Here is a 24,251-nt window from a genome sequence, read left to right as displayed (position 1 = left end):
GACGCGATCGCTCGTCATTCACGCCAGGATCGGGCCATGAACGATCCGATCTCCTTCCCGACGCCTCCGGATGTGGCGATCCGTCTCGACGGCGTATCCAAGAGTTATGGCGGTGTCGAGGCGATCCGCTCGCTCGACCTCGACTTCACGCGGGGCGAATCCGTCGCGCTGCTCGGCCCCAACGGGGCGGGCAAGAGCACGACCATCGGGATGATGGTCGGCCTCGTCGCCGCCGATCGCGGGCGGATCAGCGTGGCCGGCTCGACGCCCCGCGCGGCCGTAGCCCGGGGTGCCATCGCGGCCATGCTGCAGGACACCGGCTTCATGGCCGGAGTGAGCGTCGCCGAACTGGTCGGCTTCAGCGCCGGAATCTACCCTCGGCCACTCGCCGTCGGGCGAGCCATCGAGCTCGCCGGTCTCGTGGGTCTCGAGCGTCGTCGCGTCGACCGCCTCTCTGGCGGCCAGGCCCAGCGCCTCCGGTTCGCGATCGCCGTGGTCGCCGACCCCGAGATCCTCATTCTCGACGAACCCACTCGTGCACTCGACGTCCAGGCGCGTTCCGAGTTCTGGGAGGCGATGCGCGCCTTTGCCGCGACCGGACGGACTCTCGTCTTCGCAACGCATTACCTCGACGAAGTGGATGAGAACGCCACCAGGGTCGTGGTGCTCGCGAACGGCCGGATCGTCGGCGACGGCCGACCCGACGAGATCCGTCGACGCACAGGGACGACCATGGTGCGCGTCACGGTGCCGGAGCCGGCAGCCGACGGTCAGGACGGGCTGCTCGGCAGCCTGCCCGGGGTCGTCGACGTCGCACGCGCGGGGGGACGATTCGCGATCCGCACCACCGACGCCGACTCGACCGTGCGAGCGCTGGCGGCCTGCAGTCTCGGGTGGAAGTCCCTCGAGGTGAGCCCGCCCAGCCTCGACGAATCCTTTCTCACCCTCACCCAGGAGGCTCAATCATGACCCGCTCCCTTCTCCGGCTGGAGACGCTCCGCATGCTGCGCGACCCCAAATACCTCGCACTGGCCGTCGCCGCGCCGATCGGCTTCTACCTCTTGTTCGCGACGTTGTTCGGCGGCGGTCCGACCCCGCCCGGCGAGCTCCCTGGCACGGTCGAGATCATGGTCGCCATGGCCGCATACGGCGCGATCTGGGCGGTCCTGTCCACGACTGGCCCTCGGATCGCTGAGGAGCGCCAGACCGAATGGCTGCAGCAGCTGCGATCCATGCCGATCTCCGGCGCGACCGTACTCGGGTCGAAAGTCTTCGCGAGCGTCCTGACCGCACTGCCTGCGATCGTGCTGGTCTGCGTGACGGCGGCCGTAGCGAAGGGGGTCTCGCTGTCGATCGGGCAATGGGTCGCCCTGGTCGCCGCCCTGTGGCTCGGAAGCACGACTTTCGCGGCCCTCGGGATCGCCATCGGCTTCCTCGTCGGCTCCGATCTCGCCTACCCGCTCAGCTACGGGCTCTACATGGCGATGTCGGCGCTCGGCGGCTTGTGGGTTCCTCCGGCTGTCCTTCCGTCGGGGATGAGCGACCTGGCGCTGTGGATGCCGACCTACCGGCTCGCGAACCTCGGCTGGGAGATCGCGGGCGGGAGCGTCCCCGATCCCACCACCATCGCCATCCTGGTCGCGTGGACCGCGGCTCTGTCCGGTGTCGCTTTCCTGGCCTACCGTCGCCCACGTCTGCTGCGGCTTCGTCCGCAGCCCCCGATAGGCTGACATGGTGACGAGCCCGGCGGTGGCGACCCGCAGCGGACACCGCATCACCGCGTTCCAGATCGACCTGCTGATCGCGGTGGTGGTGCTCGTGATCGTCGAGGCCGGGATCTACGCCGAACTGGCCTACGCCTCCCCGACGACCTTCCCGGCGATCGAGGCGTTTCCCGCCGGCGCCTACCTGCTCGGCTTCGCCGCGTGCGCGCCGCTGGTCTGGCGGCGCACGCATCCGGTTCTGGTCTCCTTCATCGTGATCGCCGCGGTCGCCGTCTATCATTTCGCCGGCTACCCGGGCGCGTCACCCGCCCTCGTGCTGTTCGCGACGTCATATGCGATCGGCGCCTACGGACGATCGACCTGGCGCTCGATCCTCATGGCGTCCGGTTTCATCGTCGCGTGGATGATCATCCCGTCCCTTCCCCCCGAGCCGGTGCCCTGGCTTTCGTTCGCCATCACCGGTCCTGCCCTCGGAATGGCGGTCATGGTGGTGCTGGGCGCGACGGCCGCGCAGGTTCGACGCAACAACGAGCTGAGCGTGGCCGCCGCCGCGAGCGAGGCGGAGGCGCGGATGCGCGAGGAGCTGACCGACGAACGCCTCGGGATGGCGCGCGAGCTCCACGACGTGCTGGCGCACACCATCTCGGTTATCTCGGTGCAGGCCGGAGTCGCCCTCGACGCGTTCGACGACCATCCGGATGCGGCCCGCACGGCGATGATGAAGGTGCGCGGGCTGTCGCGCCAGGCGATTCCGGAGCTGCGCCGCACTCTCGAACTGCTCCGTCGCGATCCTGCGCCCGGTGCCGAGACCGCTCCGCAGCCCGGACTGGACAGGCTTCCCGACCTCCTGGCGGAACTCGAGGCGTCGGGCCTGACGGTCGAGTCGCGGATCTCCGTCGATGGCGCGGAGATCACACCGTTCGTCGAGCTGACCGCCTTCCGTATCGTCCAAGAGGCCGTCACGAACGTCGTGCGTCACGCAGCGGCGAGCACAGTGTGGGTGACGGTGCGCGCAGACCTCGACACGCGCGCGCTGCTCGTGACGGTGGAGGACAACGGCCGCGGCGCGCCTGCGGGCGGCGACGGCCGCGGGCTCGGGCTGGTCGGGATGCGCGAGCGCGCCCACTCGGTCGGCGGAACGCTCGAAACCGGCACGTCGCGGGCCGGCGGCTTCCTCGTGTCCGCAGTGCTGCCGATCGAGGAGCCGGCGTGATCCGCGTCGTCCTGGCCGACGACCAGGCGCTCATCCGCGAGGGGTTCCGCGCGATCCTCGAGCGTTCCGACGACATCGAGGTCGTCGGAGAGGCCGCGGACGGCATCGAGGCGGTGGAGCTGGCACGCCGGATGCGTCCGGACGTGATCGTGATGGATGTGCGGATGCCGCGCCTCGACGGGATCGCAGCGACGGCCTCTGTGATCGCCGACGCGTCGCTCCCGGGCACGCGGGTTCTGGTGGTCACGACGTACGAGCTGGACGCCACGGTGTTCGAGGCGCTGCGTGCGGGCGCGAGCGGCTTCCTTCTCAAGGACCTGGAACCGGACGACCTCCGGCGGGCAGTGCGAGTGGTCGCCTCAGGCGAGTCCCTGCTCGCGCCGAGTGTCACACGCAGGTTGATCGAGCGCTTCGCCACCCTGCCGCGGCGGGATGCGGCCGTCGACGAGAAGCTCGGGCTCCTGACCGACCGGGAGCGCGAGATCGTCGCGCTGGTCGCGGTGGGTCTCAGCAATGCGGAGATCGGCGAACGCCTGTACATCAGTCCGGCGACGGCGAAGACCCACGTGTCGCGCGCGATGGCGAAGCTGGACGCACGTGATCGGGCGCAGGTCGTGGTCTTCGCCTACGACTCCGGCATCGTGTCCGCGCCGGGGCCCTGACGACGGCTCCTGACGCGGGGCGGTGATGCTCAGACCGCGCGGAGGACCGCCACCACCTTGCCGAGTACCTCGGCGAAGTCGCCGAGGATCGGCTCGAAGTTCGAGTTGCGGGGGAGCAGCCAGGTGTGGCCGTCGCGCTGGCGGAAGACCTTGACCGTGGCCTCGCTGTCGAGCATGGCGGCGACGATGTCACCGTTCTCCGCCGTCTTCTGCTGCCGGACGACCACCCAGTCGCCGTCGCAGATCGCCGCATCGATCATCGACTCGCCGACGACTTTCAGCATGAAGAGGTCTCCGTTGCCGACGAGCTGGCGGGGGAGGGGGAAGACTTCTTCGACCTGCTGGTCGGCCGTGATGGGCACGCCGGCGGCGATGCGTCCGACCAGCGGGACCATCCGGGCGTCGCCGACCGGGGTCTGGTTCTCGTAGTCGAGGCTTTCGGATGCGGTGGAGGGGACGTCGATCAGGATCTCGAGTGCGCGTGGCCGGTTCGGGTCGCGCCTGAGGTAGCCGCTCAGCTCGAGCTGGTTCAGCTGGTGCGTCACGCTCGACAGCGACGAGAGCCCGACGGCGTCGCCGATCTCCCGCATGCTCGGCGGATAGCCGCGCTGGCTGACGGAGCGCGCGATCACGTCGAGGATGGCGAGCTGCTTCTCGCTGAGGTTCTTGCGCCGGCGGGTCCCGCCGCGTTCGCGCCCTGCTCCAGTGTCGTTCGTCACTTCCCCGTCCCTTCGTGACCGCCTCCGCGTCCGTTCCGGGACGTGCTCTGGAACGAATGTCGGTGGTGCCTGGTTGAGTGAACTCCAGACAATCGAAACTGTATCCACGATGCAGCGCTGAAACAAACATGTGTTCGAGTGTGTTGCGATATTCGTCCCATAATCAGTGCCTGTGGAGTGGTTGAAGTTTCAGACATTCGAAGATATATTCGGAACATAGCTTCGCATCCGGCCCTCCCGGCCGAGTGCCGGATGCGAATACTCCCAGGAGGACAGGCCATGACTGCAGCGATTCAGATGCCGACGCATTTCGCCGGTGCGACGTCCCGCCCCGCCGGTGAACCGTCCACGCACCTCCGTCTCACGCGGCGTGGTCGTGCCGTGCTCACGACGCTCGCGGCCGTTCCTTTGGTGGTGGGCGCCTTTCTCTTCGCCGTCAACGGCGGGGGCGCCATCGCGACCGGCTCGAGCACGCACACGCAGTTCGCCTACGTGACGGTTCACTCCGGCCAGTCGCTCTGGAGCATCGCCGAGAAGGTCGCGCCGAGTGCAGATCCGCGCGACGTGATCGCTGACATCGTGTCGCTGAACCAGCTGCAGTCGGCCGTCGTGACACCCGGTCAGCGCATCGCGATTCCGGCGCAGTACAGCACCGGGCAGTGAGAACTGGCACGAGGAGACGCGCAGTCCTGCCGCATTAGCATTGGGTAGGTGACCTCCCTCTCTGATCTGCCTATTCGCGATGACCTGCGGGGAAAGACCCCGTACGGCGCACCACAGAAGACCGTTCCGGTCGCGCTTAACGTGAATGAGAACACGCATCCGATTCCGGATGACGTGGCGGCAGACATCGTGGCCGCGGTCGCCAAAGCGATCCACGGGGTCAACCGCTATCCCGATCGCGAATTCGTCGAGCTGCGCGAAAGCCTGGCCCGGTATCTCGGGCACGGTCTGACCTCTGCGCAGATCTGGGCGGCGAACGGGTCGAACGAGGTCATCCAGCACATCCTGCAGGCCTTCGGTGGACCCGGGCGCACCATGCTCGGCTTCGCGCCGACCTATTCGATGTACTCGATCCTCGCTTCCGGCACGGGAACCCAATGGATCGCGGGCCCCCGGGGCGATGACTTCGAACTCAGCGCCGAGACAGCCGTCGCAGAGATCCGCCGCGTCGACCCCGACATCGTGATCCTGTGCGCCCCGAACAACCCGACCGGCACACCGCTCTCGATCGAGACGATCGCTGCTGTCTATGACGCGGCACGGGGAATCGTCGTGGTCGACGAGGCGTACGCCGAGTTCATGCCTTCGGGGAGCCCCTCCGCCCTCACGCTCCTGCCGGGACGCGAACGCCTGCTCGTCTCGCGCACGATGAGCAAGGCCTTCGCCTTCGCCGGGGCGCGGGTCGGCTACCTCGCCGCGGACTCCGCCGTCACGGACGCCCTCCGACTGGTGCGCCTCCCGTATCACCTGTCCGCGCTCACCCAGGCGGCGGCGATCGCAGCGCTCGCCCACTCCGCCGAGATGCTCGCCATGGTCGGCGAGATCTCCGCGCAGCGCGATCGGCTCGTGACCGAACTCGCGGCGCTCGGGTACCAGCCGCACCGCAGCGGGAGCAACTTCGTCCTCTTCGGCGGTGTGCGCGACCCGCACGCGACCTTCCAGGCGCTCCTGGCCCAGGGAGTCCTCATCCGTGATGTCGGAATCCCCGGCCACCTGCGCGTGACCGCGGGCACCGAGGCCGAGACGACGGCGTTTCTGACGGCGCTCGCCTCACTCGGTCACACAGACGAGGGCGTCACCGCGTCGACACTAAACTCGCAGTCATGACCAATCGCACGGCCACGATCCAGCGGGAGACGAGCGAGTCGAGCATCCAGCTCACCGTCGACCTCGACGGGAAGGGCATCGCCGACGTGCAGTCGTCCGTGCCCTTCTTCGACCACCTGCTGACCGCGTTCGCGAAGCACTCCCTCACCGACCTGACGGTCCGCGCCAGCGGCGACGTCGAGATCGACGTGCACCACACGGTCGAAGACATCGGCATCGTGCTCGGCCAGGCCATCCGTTCCGCGCTCGGCGACAAGTCGGGGATCTCGCGGTTCGGCGACGCCCTCGTGCCGCTCGACGAAGCGCTCGTGCAGGCCGTCGTCGACATCTCCGGCCGTCCGTACCTGGTGCACACCGGTGAGCCTGCAGGCTTCGAATACCACCTCATCGGCGGCCATTTCACCGGTTCCATGGTGCGTCACGTGTTCGAGGCGATCACCTTCAACGCCGCGCTCACGACGCACATCACCGTTCTCGGCGGCCGCGACCCGCACCACATCGCCGAGGCCGAGTTCAAGGCCTTCGCGCGCGCATTCCGCCAGGCGAAAGCGCTCGACCCGCTCGTCTCGGGCATCCCGTCGACGAAGGGCGCGCTGTGACCCGACCGTCGGTCGTCGTCTTCGACTACGGAACGGGCAATGTGCACTCGGCCGCGAAAGCGCTCGAGGCCGCCGGCGCCGATGTCGAACTGACCGGCGATCGTGCGAAGGCGCAGGCCGCTGACGGTCTCGTCGTGCCCGGCGTCGGCGCCTTCAAAGCGGTCGCCGAAGCATTGCGCGCGTCCCACGGCGACGAGATCGTCGACCGTCGGCTCGCCGGGGGACGGCCGGTGCTCGGCATCTGCGTCGGGATGCAGATCCTGTTCGAGCACGGAGTCGAGCGGGGGAACGATTCTCCGGGTCTCGGCGAATGGCCCGGCGAAGTCGACATCCTCGACGCGGACGTCCTGCCGCACATGGGCTGGAACACCGTCGATGCGCCGGCGGACTCGGCACTGTTCGAGGGCATCCGCGACGAGCGCTTCTACTTCGTGCACTCGTATGCGGCGCAGCAGTGGACCCTCGACGTGATGCCGCCCTTCCCGGCGCCACGTGTGACGTGGAGCGAACACGGGTCGCGGTTCATCGCCGCCGTGGAGAACGGCCCGCTGAGCGCGACGCAGTTCCACCCCGAGAAGTCGGGCGCGGCTGGCATCCGTCTTCTCCACAACTGGCTCGGCACTCTGCGCCAGGGCCGTGATTCATGAAAGCTACGAAATGAGCGAATTCAACACCGCACCCCGACTCGTGCTGCTTCCGGCGGTCGATGTGGCCGACGGCAAAGCCGTACGGCTGACCCAGGGCGAGGCGGGTTCGGAGACGAACTACGGCGACCCTGTCGACGCTGCGGCGGACTGGGCCGGCCAGGGTGCGGAGTGGATCCACCTCGTCGACCTCGATGCCGCGTTCGGTCGCGGCAACAACTACGCGCTCCTGAAGAAGGTCATCCGCCAGGTGCGGGGGGTGAACGTCGAGTTGTCGGGCGGCATCCGCGACGACGCCTCGCTCGAGGCGGCACTCGGCATCGGCGCAACCAGGATCAACCTCGGCACGGCGGCGCTCGAGAACCCGGAATGGGCAGCGAACGTCATCGGCCGGTACGGTGAGGCGATCGCTGTCGGGCTCGACGTGCGCGGAACCACCCTTGCGGCGCGCGGCTGGACGCAGGACGGCGGCGACCTCTGGCAGGTGCTCGACCGCCTCGAAGACGCAGGATGCGCGCGCTACGTCGTCACCGATGTCACGAAGGACGGCACGCTCAAGGGACCGAACCTCGACCTTCTGCGCGACGTGATGGAGCGCACTGAGCGTCCGGTCGTGGCGTCCGGCGGAATCTCCAGCCTCGACGACATTGCTGCGCTCCGCGAGCTGGTCCCGAACGGCCTCGAGGGCGCCATCGTCGGCAAGGCGCTCTACGCAGGCGCATTCACACTGCCCGAGGCGCTGGATGTCGCCGGAGACTGACGACCACCGCCATCTCGCCGACTCGGCGGGGCAGCCGTGGGCGGGCCGCCAGTTCGATCCGAGCACCTTCGGTGGGGATGACGGTTCGGCTCCGCCTGAGCTCATCCAGTCGATCGAGCGCTTCCGATCGGGAGAAGCGACAGCGGATGTGGTGGTCGACGCCGTGCGCCACGTGCGTCTGCTCATCCCGCTCGTCGCCCAGCTCGGTGAAACGGGTGTGACGGAAGCCGGGCACCTGGTGGACAAATCGCAGGAGCTCGCCATCGTGACCGTGGAAGGGCCGGACGGCAGGACGGTACTGCCCGTGTTCTCGTCGGTGCAGGCGATGCAGCGCTGGAATCCGAAGGCCAGGCCGGTACCGGCCGACGGAGCTCGTGTCGCATTGGCGGCGGCAGGTGAGCAGACAGATCTCGTCGTGCTCGATCCTCTGTCCGACACGGAGTTCGTCTTCCGCCGACCGGCCCTGTGGGCGATCGCGCAGTCGCAGCCGTGGCTTCCCTCCCATCTCGACCCGGAGGTGTTCTCGGCTTTCACCGCATCGATCGGTTCCGAGCTCGGCGTCCACGACCTCTCGCTGCGATCGGGTGACCCGGATGCGCGCCTCGCGGGCGAAGATCTCGTCGTCCGGCTGGAACTGGCCCAGGGCCTGACCCGGGAAGAACTCGACACCGTGCTCGGCCGTCTCGCGCAGCGCTGGGCGGCCGATGACGTGATCGCCACCCGCGTGGACTCCCTGCGCGTCGAGCTCGCCGCATCCGCCTGACCCCGTGGCCGCGCGTTGACCCCACTGGGCGGCCGGTAGGACAATCGGTGCTGTGCGCTCGGCGCACGGAAGCGGGTGCGCTGATGCACGCAGACTACGACGACATAATCGACCGGACGGCGGCCACCGCCAAAGCCTGGCTGCACGGTTTCGAGGAGCGTCCGATCCCGCCGGCTGAGCGCATCGGCGAGGTGCGCGAGCAGCTCGGCGAGCGGCTTCCCGAGGATGGCGCCGATCCGGATGCCGTGCTGGAGCGGCTGACCGGTGCCGTCGAACCGGGCCTGATGGGCATCCAGTCGTCGCGGTTCTACGGCTGGGTGATGGGCGGCACCTTTCCGGTCGCACTCGGTGCCGACTGGCTCGTCTCAGCCTGGGACCAGAACGCAGGGATGCGCGATGCCACCCCCGGCGTCGTCGGTGCCGAGGAAGTCGCAGGGGACTGGCTGCTGGACCTGCTCGGGCTGCCGTCGACGGCCGACGTCGGCTTCGTGACCGGAGCTACGACCGCGAACATGGTCGGGCTCATCGCCGGGCGCACCCAGGTGCTGCGCGCGGCGGGATGGGATGTGAACCGTGACGGTCTGGCGGGCGGCCCGCGCATCCGCTTCATCGCGGGTGCCGAACGTCACACGTCGGTCGACCTGGCGGCGCGCTACGCCGGTCTCGGGCAGCCCGTGACCGTTCCGTCGGATGAGCAGGGGCGCATCCGCGTCGACCTGTTGCGCGAGACCCTGGCGGCGGGCGAGGGCCCGGCGATCGTCGCCCTGCAGGCCGGCAATCTGCACTCGGGAGCGTTCGACGATTTCGAAGGCGCGATCGCGGTCGCGCACGAAGCGGGTGCGTGGGTGCATGTGGACGGCGCGTTCGGCTTGTGGGCGGGCGCCGCGTCCCGTCTCCGCCACCTGACGAGCGGCTACGAGGCTGCGGATTCGTGGGCGACGGATGCGCACAAGACCCTGAACGTCCCCTACGACTGCGGCATCGCGATCGTCGCCGACCCTGTCGCGATGAACGGTGCGTTCAGCATCCATGCCGCATATCTGCCGCGTCCAGCCGAGGGCTTCGATCCGTACGAGAAGGTCCCGGAGATGTCGAGGCGCGCCCGCGGTGTTCCGGTCTGGGCGACCCTCGCCTGGCTCGGGCGGCACGGCGTGGATGCGCTCGTCCAGCGGCTCGGGGACAGCGCTGCAGCCCTCGCGCGTGGTCTTGCAGAGCTGCCCGGAGTGACCATCCTCAACGATGTCGTGTTCACGCAGGTCTGCCTGGCCCTGGACGACGACGATGAGATCGCAGGCCTGGCCGCGGCGCTGCAGGCCGAGGGGTCGGTCTTCGCCTCGCCGTCCCGCTGGAGGGACCGCGCGGTGCTCCGCTTCTCGGTCAGCAACTGGGCGACCGACGAGATCGCGGTCGCCCGCACCATCGCCGCCGTCCGCACCGCCCTCACCGCGGTCAACCCCCGGTAGCGCGCAGCGAAGGGCGGTCGCGCCGGGCCCGTCCGCACAGCTTTGGCTGCGATCAACGTCCGGTAGCAGCGAAGCGAAGGGCCGTCGCGCCGGGCCGCAGCGAAGCCACGCTGCGCCGGGCGGGGACCGGCGCAGCCAATAGGCACAGCGAAGCCACGCTGCGCCGGGCGGGGACCGGCGCAGCCAGAGAGCTCAGTTGACCGGGCCGGTCCATTTCTCGCCCGGGCCTTTGCCGATCTCGTCGGGGATGGGGGAGGCCTCGCGGAAGGCCAGCTGCAGCGAACGGAGCCCATCGCGGAGGCTTCGCGCGTGCTGGTCGCCGATGTGCGGAGCGCTGGCCGTCACCAGCCCCGCGAGCGCGTCGATCAGCTTGCGCGCCTCGTCCAGGTCCGTCTGCGTCGACGGGTCGTCGGCAAGCCCGCACTTGACCGCGGCGGCGCTCATGAGGTGCACTGCAGTGGTGGTGATGACCTCGACAGCAGGGACGTCCGCGATGTCTCGCACGGCCTCGTCGACGTAGGCGTCGGCGTCCTCAGGGGTGTAACTGTCGCTCACTGATTTCCTCTGTTAGAATCGTTCGGGCTCCGAGGCTTCTGTCTCGGTACGAAAGTGGAGATTCTCCCACCCGCGCTTGACCGCTACTAGGTTACCGGGTTGTTCGCACTCCGCCGTCGCGCACCCAGCGCGAGGGTAGCAAGGGTGCCGTACCAGGCCTGCGAATTATTTCGCAGGTGCTCGTGGTGCGTGAATTTCCTCTTCGCCGCTTTCGTCACCCGACGAGATCGTGGCCGAAAGCATCGCTTTGATCAGAGGAGAAACGCATCAGCGATCCCCGTACCAATGACCGTATCCGCGTCCCCGAAGTTCGTCTCGTCGGCCCCAGCGGTGAGCAGGTCGGCGTCGTGAAAATCGAGGTCGCCCTTCGTCTCGCGCAGGAAGCCGATCTGGACCTGGTTGAGGTTGCTCCCAACTCCAAGCCGCCTGTCGCGAAGATCATGGATTACGGCAAGTTCAAGTACGAGGCTGCGCAGAAGGCCAAGGAGGCCCGGCGCAACCAGGCGAACACGATCCTGAAAGAGGTTCGTTTCCGCCTCAAGATCGACAAGCACGACTACGAAACCAAGCGCAAGCGCGCCGAGGGCTTCCTCAAGGCCGGTGACAAGGTCAAAGCCATGATCCTGTTCCGCGGCCGTGAGCAGTCCCGCCCAGAGCAGGGCGTGCGCTTGCTCCAGAGATTTGCCGAAGATGTCGCGGAGTTCGGTTCTGTCGAATCGACGCCGACCATCGACGGTCGAAACATGGTCATGGTCATCGGCCCTCTGAAGAACAAGTCAGAGGCCAAGGCCGAGGCCAACGCACAACGTGCCGCTTCGAAGGCGCGGGCCCACAGCTCCGCGGACGAATCGGCTGCTGCCGCAGAGCCTTCTGCGCAGGACGAAGAGAGTTCGCCGGCTACGCCTGCGACGAACGAGGAGAAATAATGCCCAAGCAGAAGACCCATTCCGGGGCGAAGAAGCGCTTCAAGCTGACCGGTAGCGGCAAGGTCATGAAGCAGCAGTCCGGTATGCGCCACCACCTGGAGCTGAAGTCCAGCCGTCGCACTCGCCGTCTCAACCAGGACCAGGTGCTCGCTCCAGTCGACGCCAAGGTCATCAAGAAGATGCTCGGCAAGTAACGCCGCCCGACGTTAGGAAAACAAGAAAATGGCAAGAGTAAAGAGGGCTGTCAACGCCCACAAGAAGCGTCGGGTCATCCTCGAGCGCGCCGAGGGCTACCGCGGTCAGCGGTCGCGCCTGTACCGCAAGGCCAAGGAGCAGGTCACCCACTCGCTGGTCTACAGCTACCGTGACCGCCGTGCGCGCAAGGGCGACTTCCGTCGTCTGTGGATCCAGCGCATCAACGCCGCGAGCCGCGCGAACGGCCTCACCTACAACCGCCTGATCCAGGGTCTGGGTCTCGCCGGTGTCGAGGTCGACCGTCGCATCCTCGCCGAGCTTGCTGTCAACGAGCCCGCCACGTTCGCGGCCCTCGTCGAGACGGCCAGGAAGGCGCTTCCCGCCGACACGTCGGCGCCGAAGGCTGCGGCTGCGTAGCCACTGCACTGCAGTCACCGCATATAGGCTGGTGCCATGCTTGATAACCCGCGCTCACCGCGCGTTCGAGCCGTGGCGAAACTGGCGAAAAGAGGAGCCCGGTCTGAGACCGGGCTCTTTCTTTTGGAAGGGCCGCAGGCTGTCGCTGAGGCGTTGACGTTCCGTCCGGAGCTCGTCGTCGAGTTGTATGCGACTCCCACGGCGCTCGAACGGTACACCGACATCGCCCAGACGGCGGTCGATGCCGGCGTCGATGTGGAGTTCGCCTCCGAACACGTGCTGGAGACGATGGCCGACACGGTCACCCCGCAGGGTTTCGTGGCCGTCTGCCACCAGTTTCCGACGTCGATTCGCGACATCCTGTCGGGGGAGCCGAAGCTCGTCGCGATCCTCGAGGAGGTGCGCGACCCGGGGAACGCGGGAACGATCATCCGCGCTGCCGACTCTGCGGGCGCGGATGCGGTGATCCTGACCGGACGCACGGTCGATCTCTACAATCCGAAGGTCGTGCGTTCGTCGACCGGCTCGATCTTCCATGTGCCGGTCGCGGTCGGAGCGACCCTGGAGGATGTGGTGGGCCGGGCCCACGCGGCGGGCCTGCAGATCCTGGCGGCCGACATCAAGGGCGACGACCTCCTGGCGGTGCGCACGGAGGGCTTGCTCGCCCGGCCGACCGCCTGGGTGTTCGGCAACGAGGCGCGCGGCCTCGGTGACGACGATCTCGCACTCGCGGATCGCGCGGTGACGGTGCCGATCTACGGAAACGCGGAGTCGATGAATCTGGCGACCGCTGCATCCGTCTGCCTGTACGAGTCGGCCTTCGCGCAGCGATCCTGATCGATTAACCCTTGCGTTATATAAACGCAAGATGATATGTTCGCCGAGTGGACGCGCTCGAAGCTCTCGGCGATCCGGTCCGGCGGCACATCGTCGAACTGCTGGCAGCAGGCGAGCGCACGGCAGGACTGCTGTCCGATGCGGTGACCGAGAAGTTCGGGATCAGCCAGCCCGGCGCATCCCGGCACCTTCGCGTCTTGCGTGAGGTCGGTCTGGTCAGCAGCCGCACCGCCGGCCAGCAGCGGGTCTACGCACTCGACCCGGACGCCTTCGACGACGTCGCGGAGTGGGTGGACGGCATCCGTTCGTTCTGGAACCAGCACCTCGATGCGATCGAGACGGAACTCGCGCGGGGGCGCATCGCGGCAGGGAAGGCCGCGCGATTCGAGAGTGGGAAGGCGGCATCATGACGATCTTCGGAGACATCTCCCTCGACGGGTCCCGGCGCACCGTGACGGTGGAGCGCGAGTACGCGACGACGACAGCCGACCTGTGGAGCGCGCTCACCGAGCCCGAGCGCCTCGGGCGCTGGCTCGGCCATTACTCGGCCGACGGTGACGATGGCGGTTACCGGCTGCAGATGGGCGGCGGATTCCCCGTCGTGACCGGTCGCGTGCTCAGCTGCGAGCCCGAGAAGCGCATCGTCGTGCTCTGGATGTTCACGGGCGAGGCCGAGGCGCAGCTCGAGGCGGACCTCGTCGCTCACGGCGATGACCACGTCGTGCTCACCCTCACGCACCGGCGGGCGCAGGCGGTCAACGCGGCCGTCTGGGGAGCCGTGTGGGAAGACGTGTTCACCCACCTCGACCGCGAACTCCGCGGCGAGGAGGAGCCTGGAGACCTCGGCGACCGCGGCTATGCCGGCGAGGCCGCCGACCCCGCGGCGTTCGATTCCGCGCTCGAGGAGTACCGCCGTCGCGAGGCCGGCCTGACCCCGGCGCGCATGGTGCGCGCGGACGGCCGGTCCGGCGTGCACCTGGAGCGGTTGCTCGATGCGCCGATCGACCAGGTGTGGGATGCCCTGAGCCGGCCGGACCGGATCGGCCGCTGGCTCTGGCCGGTGGTCGAGTGGCCCGACGATCCCGCCCGCGAGCGATCGCTCGAACTCGGCGACACGTTCCTGCTCGGCGACTCGAACGTGCCGGAAGGGACGCACACGATGGAGGTTCTGGCGCTCGAGCCCGGACGCCTGCTCTCGTTCACCTGGGGACCGGCCCGTTCTGCGGTGACGTTCCGTCTCGCCGAGCAGGACGGCGGCACGCTGCTCGTGCTGGACCAGGATGCGATCCCCGACGTATTCGGAGCGGGTCGCCTCCGTTCCGCCCCCGATTTCGCGGCCGGCTGGCACTCGCTCGTCGACGGTCTCACCCTGCTGCTCGAAGGCCTTGATGCGCCCCGGCGCGAGGGACTCTGGGATGCCGCCTACGAGGTCTACTCCGCACAGGACGCGGCAGACTGACTCTCCGCTCGCACTAAACTTGGGTTCCGTGTCCGAACCCACTGAAATCTCCGAAGCCGCGGTCGAGGCCGCCGTCCAGGCGGCGCTGACGGCGATCGCCGGGGCCGCCGACTCGGCTGCCCTGAAGGTCGTCCGTGCCGAGCACACGGCCGAGCACTCTCCGCTGGCGCGGCTGAACGCGAGCCTGCGCTCCGTGCCGAACGACCAGAAGGCAGCTGCCGGCAAGCTCGTCGGGCAGGCCCGCGCTCGCGTCAACCAGGCGTTCACGGCGAAGGAGACCGACATCCAGGCCGCCGAGGACGCACAGCGTCTCGCCGACGAGCGGGTCGACGTGACCGCGCTGCCATCGCGTTGGCAGCCGGGTGCGCGGCATCCGCTCTCGCTGCTCCAGGAGCGCATCCAGGACGTCTTCGTCGGCATGGGCTGGGAGGTCGCCGAGGGCCCCGAGCTCGAAAGCGAGTGGTACAACTTCGACGCCCTCAACTTCGACGAGGACCACCCCGCCCGCGCGATGCAGGACACGTTCTTCGTCGAGCCGACCTCGTCCCACCTCGTGCTGCGCACCCACACGTCGCCGGTGCAGCTGCGCGCCCTGCTCGAGAACGACCTGCCCCTGTATCGCATCGCACCCGGTCGCGTCTTCCGCACCGACGAGCTCGACGCGACCCACACGCCGGTGTTCCACCAGACGGAGGGCATCGCGGTCGACAAGGGGCTGACCATGGCCCACCTGCGCGGAACGCTCGACCACTTCGTCAAGAACATGTTCGGTGACGACGCCAAGGTGCGGCTGCGCCCCAACTACTTCCCGTTCACCGAACCCAGCGCCGAGCTGGACCTCTGGCACCCCACCTTCAAGGAGGGGCCGCGCTGGATCGAGTGGGGCGGCTGCGGAATGATCAACCCGAACGTCCTGCGTTCGGCCGGCATCGATCCGGACGTGTACTCCGGGTTCGCGTTCGGCGTCGGCGTCGAGCGTGCGCTGATGTTCCGCAACGATGTGAAAGACATGCACGACATGGTCGAGGGCGATGTGCGCTTCTCGCAGCAGTTCGGAATGGTGGTCTGATGCGCGTCCCACTCAGCTGGCTCGCCGAATACGTCGATCTCGAGCCGGGGACGACGGCCGAGCAGGTGCACGCAGCCCTGGTCTCCGTCGGCCTCGAAGAAGAAGACGTCCACACGTTCGAGATCTCCGGTCCCGTGGTGGTCGGACAGGTGCTCGACTTCGTCGATGAGCCGCAGTCGAACGGCAAGACCATTCGCTGGTGCCACGTACGCGTGGCGCCGCAAGGCGCGCGGGCGGCTGACGGCGGCGATGACGTTCGCGGGATCGTCTGCGGCGCTCACAACTTCGTCGCGGGCGACAAGGTCGTAGTGTCGCTGCCGGGCGCGGTGCTGCCCGGCCCGTTCCCGATCTCGGCCCGCAAGACGTACGGCCACATCTCCGACGGGATGATCGCCTCTGCTCGCGAACTCGGCCTCGGCGACGAGCACGACGGCATCCTTCGTCTGACCACGCTCGAGCTCGACCCTCCGGTCGGAACGGATGCGGTCGGCCTCCTGGGACTGGACGACACCGCTGTCGAGGTCAACGTCACGCCCGATCGCGGCTACGCCTTCTCGATCCGCGGCATCGCTCGGGAGTACTCGCACGCGACCGGCGTGGAATTCCGCGACCCGGCGGCAGCGCCTGAGCTCCTGCGCGGGCTGCCGAGCCACACCACCGGCGGAACCTTCCCGGTCACGATCGACGATGCCGCTCCGATCCGCGGGCGCGTCGGCTCCTCCGTCTTCGTGACGCGCGTCGTCCGCGATGTCGACGCGAGCAGGCCGACCCCGGCCTGGATGATCGCGCGACTCAAGCTGGCCGGCATCCGCTCGATCTCACTCGTCGTCGACGTGACCAACTACGTCATGCTCGAACTCGGCCAGCCGATCCACGGTTACGACCTCGACGCGCTCACCGGCGGCATCACGGTGCGACGTGCCCGTGCGGGCGAGAAGCTGGTCACGCTCGATGGCCAGGAGCGCACCCTCGACCCCCAGGACCTGCTGATCACAGACGAGTCCGGGCCGATCGGGCTCGCCGGCGTCATGGGCGGCGCCTCGACCGAGATCGGTTCGTCGACCCGTAACGTTCTCGTCGAAGCAGCGAACTTCGACCCGGTGTCGATCGCGCGAACGGCGCGCAGGCACAAGCTTCCGAGCGAGGCGTCGCGGCGTTTCGAGCGCGGTGTCGACCCTCAGGTCGCCGTCGCCGCAGCGGCGCGCGTCGTCCAGCTGCTGGAGCAGCTCGCGGGCGGGCGCGCGGACGACCTCGGCTCACTGCACAACACGAGCGTGACCCCGGATGCGATCCGGCTGCCCGCAGGCTACGTCTCGTCGCTGATCGGCGTCGATTTCACCGACGCGGAGATCGAGTCTGCCCTCGCTGAGATCGGCGGCGCGATCACCGCGACGTCGACTGGACTGAGCGTCGTGCCGCCGTCGTGGCGTCCCGATCTGACCGACAAGTCCGACCTCGCGGAAGAGGTCGCGCGGATCGTCGGCTACGACCGCATCCCGTCCGTGCTTCCTGTCGCTCCTCCCGGTCGCGGGCTGACGCGCATCCAGCTGCTTCGGCGCTCGGTGGCGGAGACCCTCGCCGCCAACGGCGCGACCGAGGTGCTCGCCTATCCGTTCGTCACCGAGAGCGCGAACGACACCTTCGGGTCACCGGTCGCCGGTCGCGTGCCCGCGGTGAAACTCGCCAACCCGCTCGACGGGACGGTGCCCTACCTGCGCACGTCACTTCTCCCCGGGCTCATCGAGATCGCGAAGCGCAACCTGTCGCGCGGACTGGTCGACCTGGAGCTCTACGAGGTCGGCACCGTCTTCCTGCCCAGTCCGGACGGGACCTTCGGCTCCGTCGCGCTTCCACCCGGAGCTGCGCTTCCGCCAGAAGATGTGCTGTCCGGCCTGAACGCGGGTATTCCGTCCCAGCCGCAGCATGTCGCCGGACTGGTTGTCGGCAACGTGATCCCCAAACAGCCGGGCCAGCCCGCTGTCGCCGCCGGCATCGCCGATGTCCTGGCGATGGTCGAGCAGGTCGGAGCCGCTGTCGGCGTCGCCATCGAGCCTGCGCAGGGAGCGCATCAGGCACTCCACCCGGGCCGCACGGCAGAGCTGATCGTCCGTGGTGCCGACGGGGAGACCCGGATCGGATACGCAGGGGAGCTTCTTCCCGCGTTCGCCGAGGAGAGCGATCTCCCGCGGGTCGTCGGAGTGTTCGAACTCGACCTCGACGTGCTCTTCGAGCTGGCCCCACGTGATCTCGTCGCATCGAACATCACCGGGTTCCCCGCCGCGACGCAGGACCTCTCGCTGGTCGTCGCAGCCGAGGTGCCCGCGGCCGACGTGGAGCGCGCCGTCGTCGACGGTGCGGGTGAGCTGCTCGAGCACGCCCGCCTGGTCGACGACTATCGCGGCCCCGGGATTCCGGAGGGCACGAAGAGTCTCACCTTCGCTCTTCGCTTCCGGGCAGACGATCGCACGCTCACTGCGGCGGAGGCCAGCGAAGCAAAACTCGCGGGTGCCGCACGTGCGGCCGAGCTGTTCGGCGCGCACATCCGCGACTGAGTCTCGGCACCCGGTCGCCCCGCCAGCGTGCCCTCGCGGGTGATTGGAACCTTTTCGGCACTTCCGGACACTATGAGTTATGACGTCTTCAGTGTTGGGGGAAGCTGAACCCGAGGACTGGGCCGAGCCAGAGGACTGGGTGCTCGCGCGCTCCGGCGATCCGGCCGCATTCGGGGTCTTCTTCAAGGCGTACCGCAAGCGCGTGCTCTGGCAGGCGATGCGTTCGGTCGACTCGTTCCACGATGCCGAGGACATCGCGGCGCTGGTCTTCCTCGAGACCTGGCGGCGACGCGATTCGGTCCGAATCGTCAACGGATCGATCGTTCCCTGGCTCCTGGTCACGACGAACAACGTCGCCCGCAACTTCTCACGCACGCGCCGCCGTCATCGGCAGGCTATGGAAAGTCTGCCTGCGCCTCGGCATCAGGACGACTTCGCACCGACAGTGAACGATCGTCTCGACGGTGAGCCAAGGAGGGCCGCAGTGAGAGCTGCGTTCGCCCGTCTGTCGGCCAAGGAGCAGGACGTCGTCTCGTTGTGCATCGTCCAGGGGATGCAACTCGCGGATACCGCCGCCGCACTCGGTGTCCCTGTCGGAACGGTGAAGTCCCGGCTCTCCCGCGCCAAGAGCAAGCTGGTCGACCTCACCGTCGACCTGGTGGATTCGACCTCACTCGCAGGAGGTGTGCAGTGAACGCAGCGAACAACGCGTCCCCGTTCGATTCCGACCGTCTCGACGCGATCTCGGACATGCTGGTCCGACAGGTGGAGCATGACTCCGCCCGGCGGATCCGGCCGCACCGCCTCGCCTTCCTCGTCTCGCTGATCGTCGCCGCGGTACTCGTCTCGACCGGTGGCACCGCCCTCGCGCTTACCGGGCATCTTCCGTTCGTCGAGCCACCGGCGCCCCCGGTGGTCACCGAGTCTGTTACGCCGACACCCACCGAGACGTCCACACCGACACCGACACCGGCGCCGCCGCCGGCGCAAACGCTGAACGGCTTCGACATCCAGACCGTCTACGCGGCGTGTGAAGCGGCCGTGCCGGCGAGCAACTGGCCGTCGGGACCGCGACCGGCTCCCGCGCCGGAGTACAACACGTTCGGCATTGCCGGCACGGACGCCTACGTGTCCGACCACACCAGCGGGGACCCCGATGCGATCTACGTGAACGTGGTCTACCAGTGGGATGACAATCACTATTCGTCTGAACTCTGCGTAGCATCCGGTGACCCCGCCGACCCCAGAGTCGAGTACATCCGATCCCTCGACTGATCGGTCGGCCACCCGCCGACTTGGACCCGACCCCGGCGACCCGCTAGGGTTGCCGCATGCTTTCCGTTCGGCGCACCCTCTCCGCTCGTGGCCTCGTGGCCGCTGGCGCACTGCGTCGACGCCTGGGCGACCGCCGAATCTAGGCGACGCACGCGCGACCCCGAGGGGGCTTGACGTGGGCGCCGCCGTCCTTCTCCCACGTCGTCCACTCAATAAGGTAGAAGCATGACTTTCTCGGTAGCCGTAGCCGGAGCATCCGGTTACGCGGGCGGAGAACTCCTCAGGATCCTGGCCGAGCATCCCGATTTCGAGGTGCGCACGGTGACCGCGTTCCAGAACGCGGGCCAGCCCCTGATCGCCCACCAGCCGCATCTCCGTTCGTTCGCCCACCTGACCCTGGTCGAGACGACCGCCGCGAATCTCGCTGGTCACGACGTCGTCTTCCTCGCGCTGCCGCATGGAAAGTCGGGTGAACTGACCGCGCAGCTCGACTCCGGCACACTGGTCGTCGACTGTGGTGCCGACCACCGGCTCACCAGCGAGTCGGACTGGGCGGCGTTCTATGGCGGCGACTACTTCGGCGCGTGGGCGTACGGGGTGCCCGAGCTGCCGCTCGCCGGCGGCGGACATCAGCGTGAGCACCTTGTCGGCGCATCCCGTATCGCCGCGCCCGGTTGCAACGCGAGCGCGGTGTCGCTCGCCGTCGCTCCCGGAATCGCGGCCGGCATCGTCGAGGAGCAGGACATCGTCTCCGTTCTCGCGGTCGGCCCCTCGGGCGCGGGCAAGAACCTGAAGACGATGTACCTCGCGAGCGAGATCCTGGGCTCCGCGAATCCGTATGCCGTCGGCGGTACGCACCGGCACATCCCGGAGATCCAGCAGAACCTGAGGCTGGCCGGCGCCGAGAACCCGACGGTCTCCTTCACCCCGGTGCTCGTCCCGATGTCCCGCGGAATCCTTGCGACCGTCACGGCTCGGCTCAAGCCCGGGGTCACCGCAGAGCAGGTGCGTGAGGCGTGGCAGTCCGCCTACGCCGGCGAAGCGTTCGTTCACGTGCTTCCCGAGGGCCAGGTGCCTCGCACCGCTGACGTGCTCGGCGCCAACACCGCCCTGATCGGACTCGCCCTCGACGAAGCCGTCGGCCGAGTCATCGTCGTGCTGGCTCTCGACAACCTCGTCAAGGGCACGGCGGGCGCGGCCATCCAGTCGGCGAACATTGCACTCGGGCTCCCCGAGACTACCGGCCTCAACGTGAATGGAGTCGCCCCGTGAGCGTCACCACAGCATCCGGATTCGCAGCCGCGGGGGTCGCCGCGGGCCTGAAGTCGAGCGGCAAGCGCGACCTCGCGATCGTGCGCAACCTCGGGCCGCTCCAGGCCGCCGCCGCCGTCTTCACCACCAATCGCTGCAAGGCGAACCCTGTGCTGTGGAGCGAGCAGGTCATCGCCGACGGCGTCGTCTCCGCCATCGTGCTGAACTCCGGCGGCGCCAACTGCTACACCGGGGCGGCAGGTTTCCAGACGACCCATCAGACGGCCGAGGCCGTCGCGGCACGACTGGAGGTGTCGGCGGGCGACGTGCTGGTCTGCTCGACGGGCCTGATCGGGGAGCAGCTCGACCTCGACCTCCTGAAGGTCGGTGTGTGGGATGCGACCCTTGCGATCGCGACCGACGGCAGCGATTCCGACGAGGCCGGCCTCGCCGCCGCGGAAGCGATCATGACGACGGACACCCGCGCGAAGCAGGCGATGTTCGCGTCGCCCGACGGGTGGACGGTCGGTGGGATGGCGAAGGGCGCCGGGATGCTGGCGCCGGGTCTCGCGACCATGCTCGTCGTGATCACCACAGACGCCGTCCTGACCTCGCAGCAGCTGGACGCAGCCCTGCGGTCGGCGACGCGGGTCACCTTCGACCGCCTCGACTCCGACGGCTGCATGTCGACCAACGACACCGTCGCCCTGATGGGTTCGGGTGCGAGCGGCGTCGAGCCGGACGCTTCGGTCTTCGCCGACGCGCTGACCTCGGTCTGCCGGAGCCTCTCCGAGCAGCTCCAGGCGGACGCGGAGGGCGCGTCCCACGACATCGCGATCGAGGTCGTGAATGCAGCGTCCGAAGACGACGCTGTCGAGGTCGGCCGGGCCGTGTCCCGCAGCAACCTCTTCAAGGCCGCGATCTTCGGCAACGATCCGAACTGGGGTCGCGTGCTTGCCGCTGTAGGCACAACCGGTGCGGAGTTCGACCCGTACGGGATCGATGTGGCGATCAACGGGGTCCAGATCTGCTCGGCCGGTGAACCCGACCAGCCGCGAGGACTCGTCGACCTGACCCCGCGTGCAGTGCATGTGCTCATCGACCTGCATGCCGGCACCAACACGGCGACGATCCTCACCAACGACCTCACGCACGACTACGTGCACGAGAACAGCGCCTACGCGAGCTGACCGGCATGGACACGGAGGACGAGATCGACAACCGGACCGGCACGGTCAGCCACGCCGACGCGACCGAGAAGGCAGCGACCCTGATCGAGTCGCTGCCCTGGCTGAAGCGTTTCCACGACCAGATCATCGTCGTGAAGTTCGGCGGCAACGCGATGGTGAGCCCCGAGCTCCAGCGGGCGTTCGCCGAGGACATGGTCTACCTGCGCTACGCGGGAATCCACCCGGTCGTCGTCCACGGCGGCGGCCCTCAGATCTCGGCAATGCTCGATCGGCTGGGCATCACCAGCGAGTTCCGTGGCGGCTATCGCGTGACGACACCGGAGGCGATGGACATCGTACGGATGGTGCTCACCGGTCAGATCAGCCGCGACCTGGTCGGCCACATCAATGAGCACGGCCCGCTCGCAGCAGGGCTCTCGGGCGAGGATGCCGGGCTGTTCAAGGGCCGCAGGCGCGGCGCGGTCGTCGACGGTGTCGAGGTCGACCTGGGACTCGTCGGCGATGTGATCGCGGTCGATCCGGAGGCTGTCCACGCGCAGTTGGCTGCCGGACGCATCCCGGTCGTCTCCTCCATCGCCCCTGACATCGACCAGGCGGGACAGTCGCTCAATGTGAACGCCGACGCGGCGGCCGCAGCGCTCGCCGTCGCGCTGGGGGCGGCGAAGCTCGTGATCCTCACCGATGTGGCCGGTCTCTACAGTGACTGGCCCAACCGCGACTCGCTCGTCTCCGAGATCGATGCGGATGCGCTGCGCGCACTGCTGCCGGGACTCGAGTCGGGCATGATCCCCAAGATGACGGCGTGCCTCGACGCGGTCGACGGCGGTGTCGCCAAAGCGGCCATCATCGACGGCCGAATCCCTCACTCCATCCTTCTCGAAGTATTCACGCAGGACGGCATCGGAACGGAGGTGGTCCCGGCATGACGCCGACCACAGACTGGAGCGAGCGCTTCGGCCACACCATGATGCGCACGCTCGCGACCCCGCAGGTCATGCTCGCCCGCGGCGAGGGCTGCTATGTCTGGGATGTCGACGGGCGCAAGTACCTCGACTTCCTCGCCGGGATCGCCGTCAACTCTCTCGGGCACGCCCATCCCGTGCTGGTGGATGCGGTGAGCGCCCAGATCGCGACCCTCGCCCACGTCTCGAACTACTTCGCGACCCCGCCGCAGCTGGAGCTCGCCGAACGGCTCACCCGTATCACCGGCGCGGGCGTAGAGGGCCGTGTCTATTTCGGCAACTCCGGGGCTGAGGCGAACGAGGCGGCGTTCAAGCTCGCCCGGCTGAACCGGGGACACGGGCGCCGCTCTCGCGTGCTGGCTCTCCACAACGCGTTCCACGGACGCACCATGGGATCCCTCGCCCTCACCGGCAAGCCGCAGATGCGGGAGGCTTTCGAGCCGATGCCGTCGGGAGTGGAGCACATCGACTCGACGATCGAGGCGCTGGAGGCGTCGATCGACGATCACGTCGCAGCGCTCTTCGTCGAGCCGATCAAGGGGGAGGCGGGCGTGATCGATCTCCCCGACGGCTTCCTGAAGCGCGCTCGCGAACTGACCGAGAAACACGGCGTCCTGCTGGTCATCGACGAGATCCAGACCGGCGTCGGCCGCACCGGAAAATGGTTCGCCTACGAGCACGCGGCCATCGTCCCCGACGCGGTCACCATCGCGAAGGGGATCGCCGGCGGCGTACCGATCGGCGCCCTGGTCACGTTCGGCTGGGCGTCCGAGCTGTTCATCCGCGGCCAGCACGGGAGCACGTTCGGCGGAAATCCGCTCGCGACGGCGGCGGCGAACGCAGTGCTCGGCGAGATCGAGCGCGCCGGCCTCGTGCAGAACGCGGCCGTGCGCGGTGAGCAGCTCCGCCAGGTGATCCTCGGGCTCGAGTCGCCTCTGGTCCACGCGCTGCGCGGCCAGGGACTCCTCGTCGGCATCGGGCTGAACGAGCCCGTGGCACATCGGCTCTCGGATGCCGCGCTCGCTCAGGGACTGATCATCAACGCACCCAACGAGTCGAGCATCCGCATCGCACCGCCGCTCATCGTCGGCGATGCCGAGATCGCCGACTTCCGCGAGCGATTCGGCCGCGCCCTCGAGGCGCTCCACGCCTGACCCGGCGTCACCCACCCAGACCGAACCTTTAC

At 68.3% G+C, this 24,251-nt stretch carries 27 protein-coding genes; 25 read left to right on the top strand and 2 right to left on the bottom strand.

Annotation, left to right across the window (positions count from 1 at the left end; translation table 11 throughout):
• Positions 1–36: 36 nt before the first annotated feature.
• Genes AAYO93_RS11825 through AAYO93_RS11810 form a run of 4 tightly spaced genes read left to right on the top strand, consistent with a single transcriptional unit; the run spans position 37 to position 3,599 of the window.
• Positions 37–969, top strand: a complete 933-nt coding sequence (locus tag AAYO93_RS11825; RefSeq protein WP_345761386.1) for an ABC transporter ATP-binding protein — start codon at positions 37–39, stop codon at positions 967–969.
• Positions 966–1,730, top strand: a complete 765-nt coding sequence (locus AAYO93_RS11820; RefSeq protein ID WP_345761385.1) for an ABC transporter permease — start codon at positions 966–968, stop codon at positions 1,728–1,730. The genes AAYO93_RS11825 and AAYO93_RS11820 overlap by 4 nt, the downstream gene beginning before the upstream one ends.
• A 1-nt stretch (position 1,731) precedes the next feature.
• The gene (locus AAYO93_RS11815) at positions 1,732–2,937 is read left to right on the top strand and encodes a sensor histidine kinase (RefSeq protein WP_345761384.1); all 1,206 of its coding nucleotides are present in this window, start codon (positions 1,732–1,734) and stop codon (positions 2,935–2,937) included.
• Positions 2,934–3,599: a response regulator transcription factor gene (locus tag AAYO93_RS11810; protein ID WP_345761383.1), complete on the top strand. Its 666-nt coding sequence runs from the start codon at positions 2,934–2,936 to the stop codon at positions 3,597–3,599. Before AAYO93_RS11815 ends, AAYO93_RS11810 begins: the two co-directional genes overlap by 4 nt.
• A 29-nt stretch (positions 3,600–3,628) precedes the next feature.
• Here AAYO93_RS11810 and lexA read toward each other — a convergent pair whose 3' ends face one another.
• Positions 3,629–4,318, bottom strand: coding sequence for a transcriptional repressor LexA (lexA, locus tag AAYO93_RS11805; RefSeq protein ID WP_345761382.1), 690 nt, complete (start codon positions 4,316–4,318; stop codon positions 3,629–3,631).
• Between the two features lie 279 nt (positions 4,319–4,597).
• Between lexA and AAYO93_RS11800 the strand changes: the two genes are divergently transcribed.
• From AAYO93_RS11800 to AAYO93_RS11770, 7 genes are all read left to right on the top strand, one after another.
• Positions 4,598–4,981: a LysM peptidoglycan-binding domain-containing protein gene (locus AAYO93_RS11800; RefSeq protein WP_434056631.1), complete on the top strand. Its 384-nt coding sequence runs from the start codon at positions 4,598–4,600 to the stop codon at positions 4,979–4,981.
• Positions 4,982–5,029: 48 nt separating this feature from the next.
• The gene (locus tag AAYO93_RS11795; protein ID WP_345761381.1) at positions 5,030–6,148 is read left to right on the top strand and encodes a histidinol-phosphate transaminase; all 1,119 of its coding nucleotides are present in this window, start codon (positions 5,030–5,032) and stop codon (positions 6,146–6,148) included.
• A complete protein-coding gene (gene hisB / locus AAYO93_RS11790) occupies positions 6,145–6,747 on the top strand; it encodes an imidazoleglycerol-phosphate dehydratase HisB (protein ID WP_345761380.1) in 603 nt (200 codons plus the stop codon). The genes AAYO93_RS11795 and hisB overlap by 4 nt, the downstream gene beginning before the upstream one ends.
• Positions 6,744–7,394, top strand: a complete 651-nt coding sequence (gene hisH, locus AAYO93_RS11785; protein WP_345761379.1) for an imidazole glycerol phosphate synthase subunit HisH — start codon at positions 6,744–6,746, stop codon at positions 7,392–7,394. The genes hisB and hisH overlap by 4 nt, the downstream gene beginning before the upstream one ends.
• 10 nt (positions 7,395–7,404) lie before the next feature.
• Complete coding sequence (gene priA / locus AAYO93_RS11780) at positions 7,405–8,151, top strand: bifunctional 1-(5-phosphoribosyl)-5-((5-phosphoribosylamino)methylideneamino)imidazole-4-carboxamide isomerase/phosphoribosylanthranilate isomerase PriA (protein ID WP_345761378.1); 747 nt, start codon at positions 7,405–7,407, stop codon at positions 8,149–8,151.
• Positions 8,135–8,914: an SseB family protein gene (locus tag AAYO93_RS11775; RefSeq protein WP_345761377.1), complete on the top strand. Its 780-nt coding sequence runs from the start codon at positions 8,135–8,137 to the stop codon at positions 8,912–8,914. The genes priA and AAYO93_RS11775 overlap by 17 nt, the downstream gene beginning before the upstream one ends.
• An 83-nt stretch (positions 8,915–8,997) precedes the next feature.
• A complete protein-coding gene (locus tag AAYO93_RS11770; RefSeq protein WP_345761376.1) occupies positions 8,998–10,377 on the top strand; it encodes a pyridoxal phosphate-dependent decarboxylase family protein in 1,380 nt (459 codons plus the stop codon).
• A gap of 192 nt (positions 10,378–10,569) precedes the next feature.
• On the opposite strand, the gene AAYO93_RS11765 is transcribed toward AAYO93_RS11770, so the two are convergent.
• Positions 10,570–10,932 carry a DUF1844 domain-containing protein gene (locus AAYO93_RS11765; RefSeq protein ID WP_345761375.1) on the bottom strand — a complete coding sequence of 121 codons (363 nt, stop codon included), beginning with the start codon at positions 10,930–10,932 and terminating at the stop codon, positions 10,570–10,572.
• A gap of 266 nt (positions 10,933–11,198) precedes the next feature.
• Here AAYO93_RS11765 and infC point away from each other — a divergent pair, with 266 nt between their 5' ends.
• From infC to AAYO93_RS11695, 14 genes are all read left to right on the top strand, one after another.
• Entirely contained in the window at positions 11,199–11,858 is a 660-nt protein-coding gene (infC, locus tag AAYO93_RS11760) for a translation initiation factor IF-3 (RefSeq protein ID WP_345764871.1), read from the top strand.
• Positions 11,858–12,052, top strand: coding sequence for a 50S ribosomal protein L35 (gene rpmI, locus AAYO93_RS11755; protein WP_345761374.1), 195 nt, complete (start codon positions 11,858–11,860; stop codon positions 12,050–12,052). Before infC ends, rpmI begins: the two co-directional genes overlap by 1 nt.
• Before the next feature lie 28 nt (positions 12,053–12,080).
• Positions 12,081–12,470 (top strand): 50S ribosomal protein L20, encoded by a 390-nt coding sequence (gene rplT, locus AAYO93_RS11750; RefSeq protein ID WP_345761373.1) that lies wholly within the window; start codon positions 12,081–12,083, stop codon positions 12,468–12,470.
• Between the two features lie 36 nt (positions 12,471–12,506).
• Positions 12,507–13,307, top strand: a complete 801-nt coding sequence (locus AAYO93_RS11745; RefSeq protein ID WP_345761372.1) for a TrmH family RNA methyltransferase — start codon at positions 12,507–12,509, stop codon at positions 13,305–13,307.
• A gap of 47 nt (positions 13,308–13,354) precedes the next feature.
• Complete coding sequence (locus tag AAYO93_RS11740; RefSeq protein WP_345761371.1) at positions 13,355–13,717, top strand: ArsR/SmtB family transcription factor; 363 nt, start codon at positions 13,355–13,357, stop codon at positions 13,715–13,717.
• Positions 13,714–14,766: an SRPBCC domain-containing protein gene (locus tag AAYO93_RS11735; protein ID WP_345761370.1), complete on the top strand. Its 1,053-nt coding sequence runs from the start codon at positions 13,714–13,716 to the stop codon at positions 14,764–14,766. Before AAYO93_RS11740 ends, AAYO93_RS11735 begins: the two co-directional genes overlap by 4 nt.
• A 28-nt stretch (positions 14,767–14,794) precedes the next feature.
• Entirely contained in the window at positions 14,795–15,835 is a 1,041-nt protein-coding gene (gene pheS / locus AAYO93_RS11730; RefSeq protein WP_345761369.1) for a phenylalanine--tRNA ligase subunit alpha, read from the top strand.
• Positions 15,835–18,387, top strand: coding sequence for a phenylalanine--tRNA ligase subunit beta (gene pheT / locus AAYO93_RS11725; RefSeq protein WP_345761368.1), 2,553 nt, complete (start codon positions 15,835–15,837; stop codon positions 18,385–18,387). Before pheS ends, pheT begins: the two co-directional genes overlap by 1 nt.
• 79 nt (positions 18,388–18,466) lie before the next feature.
• Positions 18,467–19,081, top strand: a complete 615-nt coding sequence (locus AAYO93_RS11720; protein ID WP_345761367.1) for an RNA polymerase sigma factor — start codon at positions 18,467–18,469, stop codon at positions 19,079–19,081.
• Complete coding sequence (locus AAYO93_RS11715; RefSeq protein ID WP_345761366.1) at positions 19,078–19,662, top strand: hypothetical protein; 585 nt, start codon at positions 19,078–19,080, stop codon at positions 19,660–19,662. Before AAYO93_RS11720 ends, AAYO93_RS11715 begins: the two co-directional genes overlap by 4 nt.
• A 225-nt stretch (positions 19,663–19,887) precedes the next feature.
• Positions 19,888–20,934: an N-acetyl-gamma-glutamyl-phosphate reductase gene (gene argC / locus AAYO93_RS11710; protein WP_345761365.1), complete on the top strand. Its 1,047-nt coding sequence runs from the start codon at positions 19,888–19,890 to the stop codon at positions 20,932–20,934.
• Positions 20,931–22,103 (top strand): bifunctional glutamate N-acetyltransferase/amino-acid acetyltransferase ArgJ, encoded by a 1,173-nt coding sequence (argJ, locus tag AAYO93_RS11705; RefSeq protein WP_345761364.1) that lies wholly within the window; start codon positions 20,931–20,933, stop codon positions 22,101–22,103. The genes argC and argJ overlap by 4 nt, the downstream gene beginning before the upstream one ends.
• 5 nt (positions 22,104–22,108) lie before the next feature.
• Positions 22,109–23,029, top strand: coding sequence for an acetylglutamate kinase (gene argB, locus AAYO93_RS11700; protein WP_345761363.1), 921 nt, complete (start codon positions 22,109–22,111; stop codon positions 23,027–23,029).
• Positions 23,026–24,219 carry an acetylornithine transaminase gene (locus tag AAYO93_RS11695; protein WP_345761362.1) on the top strand — a complete coding sequence of 398 codons (1,194 nt, stop codon included), beginning with the start codon at positions 23,026–23,028 and terminating at the stop codon, positions 24,217–24,219. The genes argB and AAYO93_RS11695 overlap by 4 nt, the downstream gene beginning before the upstream one ends.
• The last annotated feature ends 32 nt before the right edge of the window (positions 24,220–24,251 follow it).

It is taken from the genome of Diaminobutyricibacter sp. McL0608 (assembly GCF_039613825.1).
Lineage (GTDB): Bacteria > Actinomycetota > Actinomycetes > Actinomycetales > Microbacteriaceae > Diaminobutyricibacter.
This window is presented reverse-complemented; position numbering and strand designations above follow the sequence as displayed.

Coding starts and splice junctions, on each gene's coding strand:
- AAYO93_RS11825 (WP_345761386.1), top strand. CDS start 37: ATGAACGATCCGATCTCCTTCCCGACGCCTCCGGATGTGGCGATCCGT.
- AAYO93_RS11820 (WP_345761385.1), top strand. CDS start 966: ATGACCCGCTCCCTTCTCCGGCTGGAGACGCTCCGCATGCTGCGCGAC.
- AAYO93_RS11815 (WP_345761384.1), top strand. CDS start 1,732: ATGGTGACGAGCCCGGCGGTGGCGACCCGCAGCGGACACCGCATCACC.
- AAYO93_RS11800 (WP_434056631.1), top strand. CDS start 4,598: ATGACTGCAGCGATTCAGATGCCGACGCATTTCGCCGGTGCGACGTCC.
- hisB (WP_345761380.1), top strand. CDS start 6,145: ATGACCAATCGCACGGCCACGATCCAGCGGGAGACGAGCGAGTCGAGC.
- priA (WP_345761378.1), top strand. CDS start 7,405: ATGAGCGAATTCAACACCGCACCCCGACTCGTGCTGCTTCCGGCGGTC.
- AAYO93_RS11775 (WP_345761377.1), top strand. CDS start 8,135: ATGTCGCCGGAGACTGACGACCACCGCCATCTCGCCGACTCGGCGGGG.
- AAYO93_RS11770 (WP_345761376.1), top strand. CDS start 8,998: ATGCACGCAGACTACGACGACATAATCGACCGGACGGCGGCCACCGCC.
- rpmI (WP_345761374.1), top strand. CDS start 11,858: ATGCCCAAGCAGAAGACCCATTCCGGGGCGAAGAAGCGCTTCAAGCTG.
- rplT (WP_345761373.1), top strand. CDS start 12,081: ATGGCAAGAGTAAAGAGGGCTGTCAACGCCCACAAGAAGCGTCGGGTC.
- AAYO93_RS11745 (WP_345761372.1), top strand. CDS start 12,507: ATGCTTGATAACCCGCGCTCACCGCGCGTTCGAGCCGTGGCGAAACTG.
- AAYO93_RS11735 (WP_345761370.1), top strand. CDS start 13,714: ATGACGATCTTCGGAGACATCTCCCTCGACGGGTCCCGGCGCACCGTG.
- pheT (WP_345761368.1), top strand. CDS start 15,835: ATGCGCGTCCCACTCAGCTGGCTCGCCGAATACGTCGATCTCGAGCCG.
- AAYO93_RS11720 (WP_345761367.1), top strand. CDS start 18,467: ATGACGTCTTCAGTGTTGGGGGAAGCTGAACCCGAGGACTGGGCCGAG.
- argC (WP_345761365.1), top strand. CDS start 19,888: ATGACTTTCTCGGTAGCCGTAGCCGGAGCATCCGGTTACGCGGGCGGA.
- argB (WP_345761363.1), top strand. CDS start 22,109: ATGGACACGGAGGACGAGATCGACAACCGGACCGGCACGGTCAGCCAC.
- AAYO93_RS11695 (WP_345761362.1), top strand. CDS start 23,026: ATGACGCCGACCACAGACTGGAGCGAGCGCTTCGGCCACACCATGATG.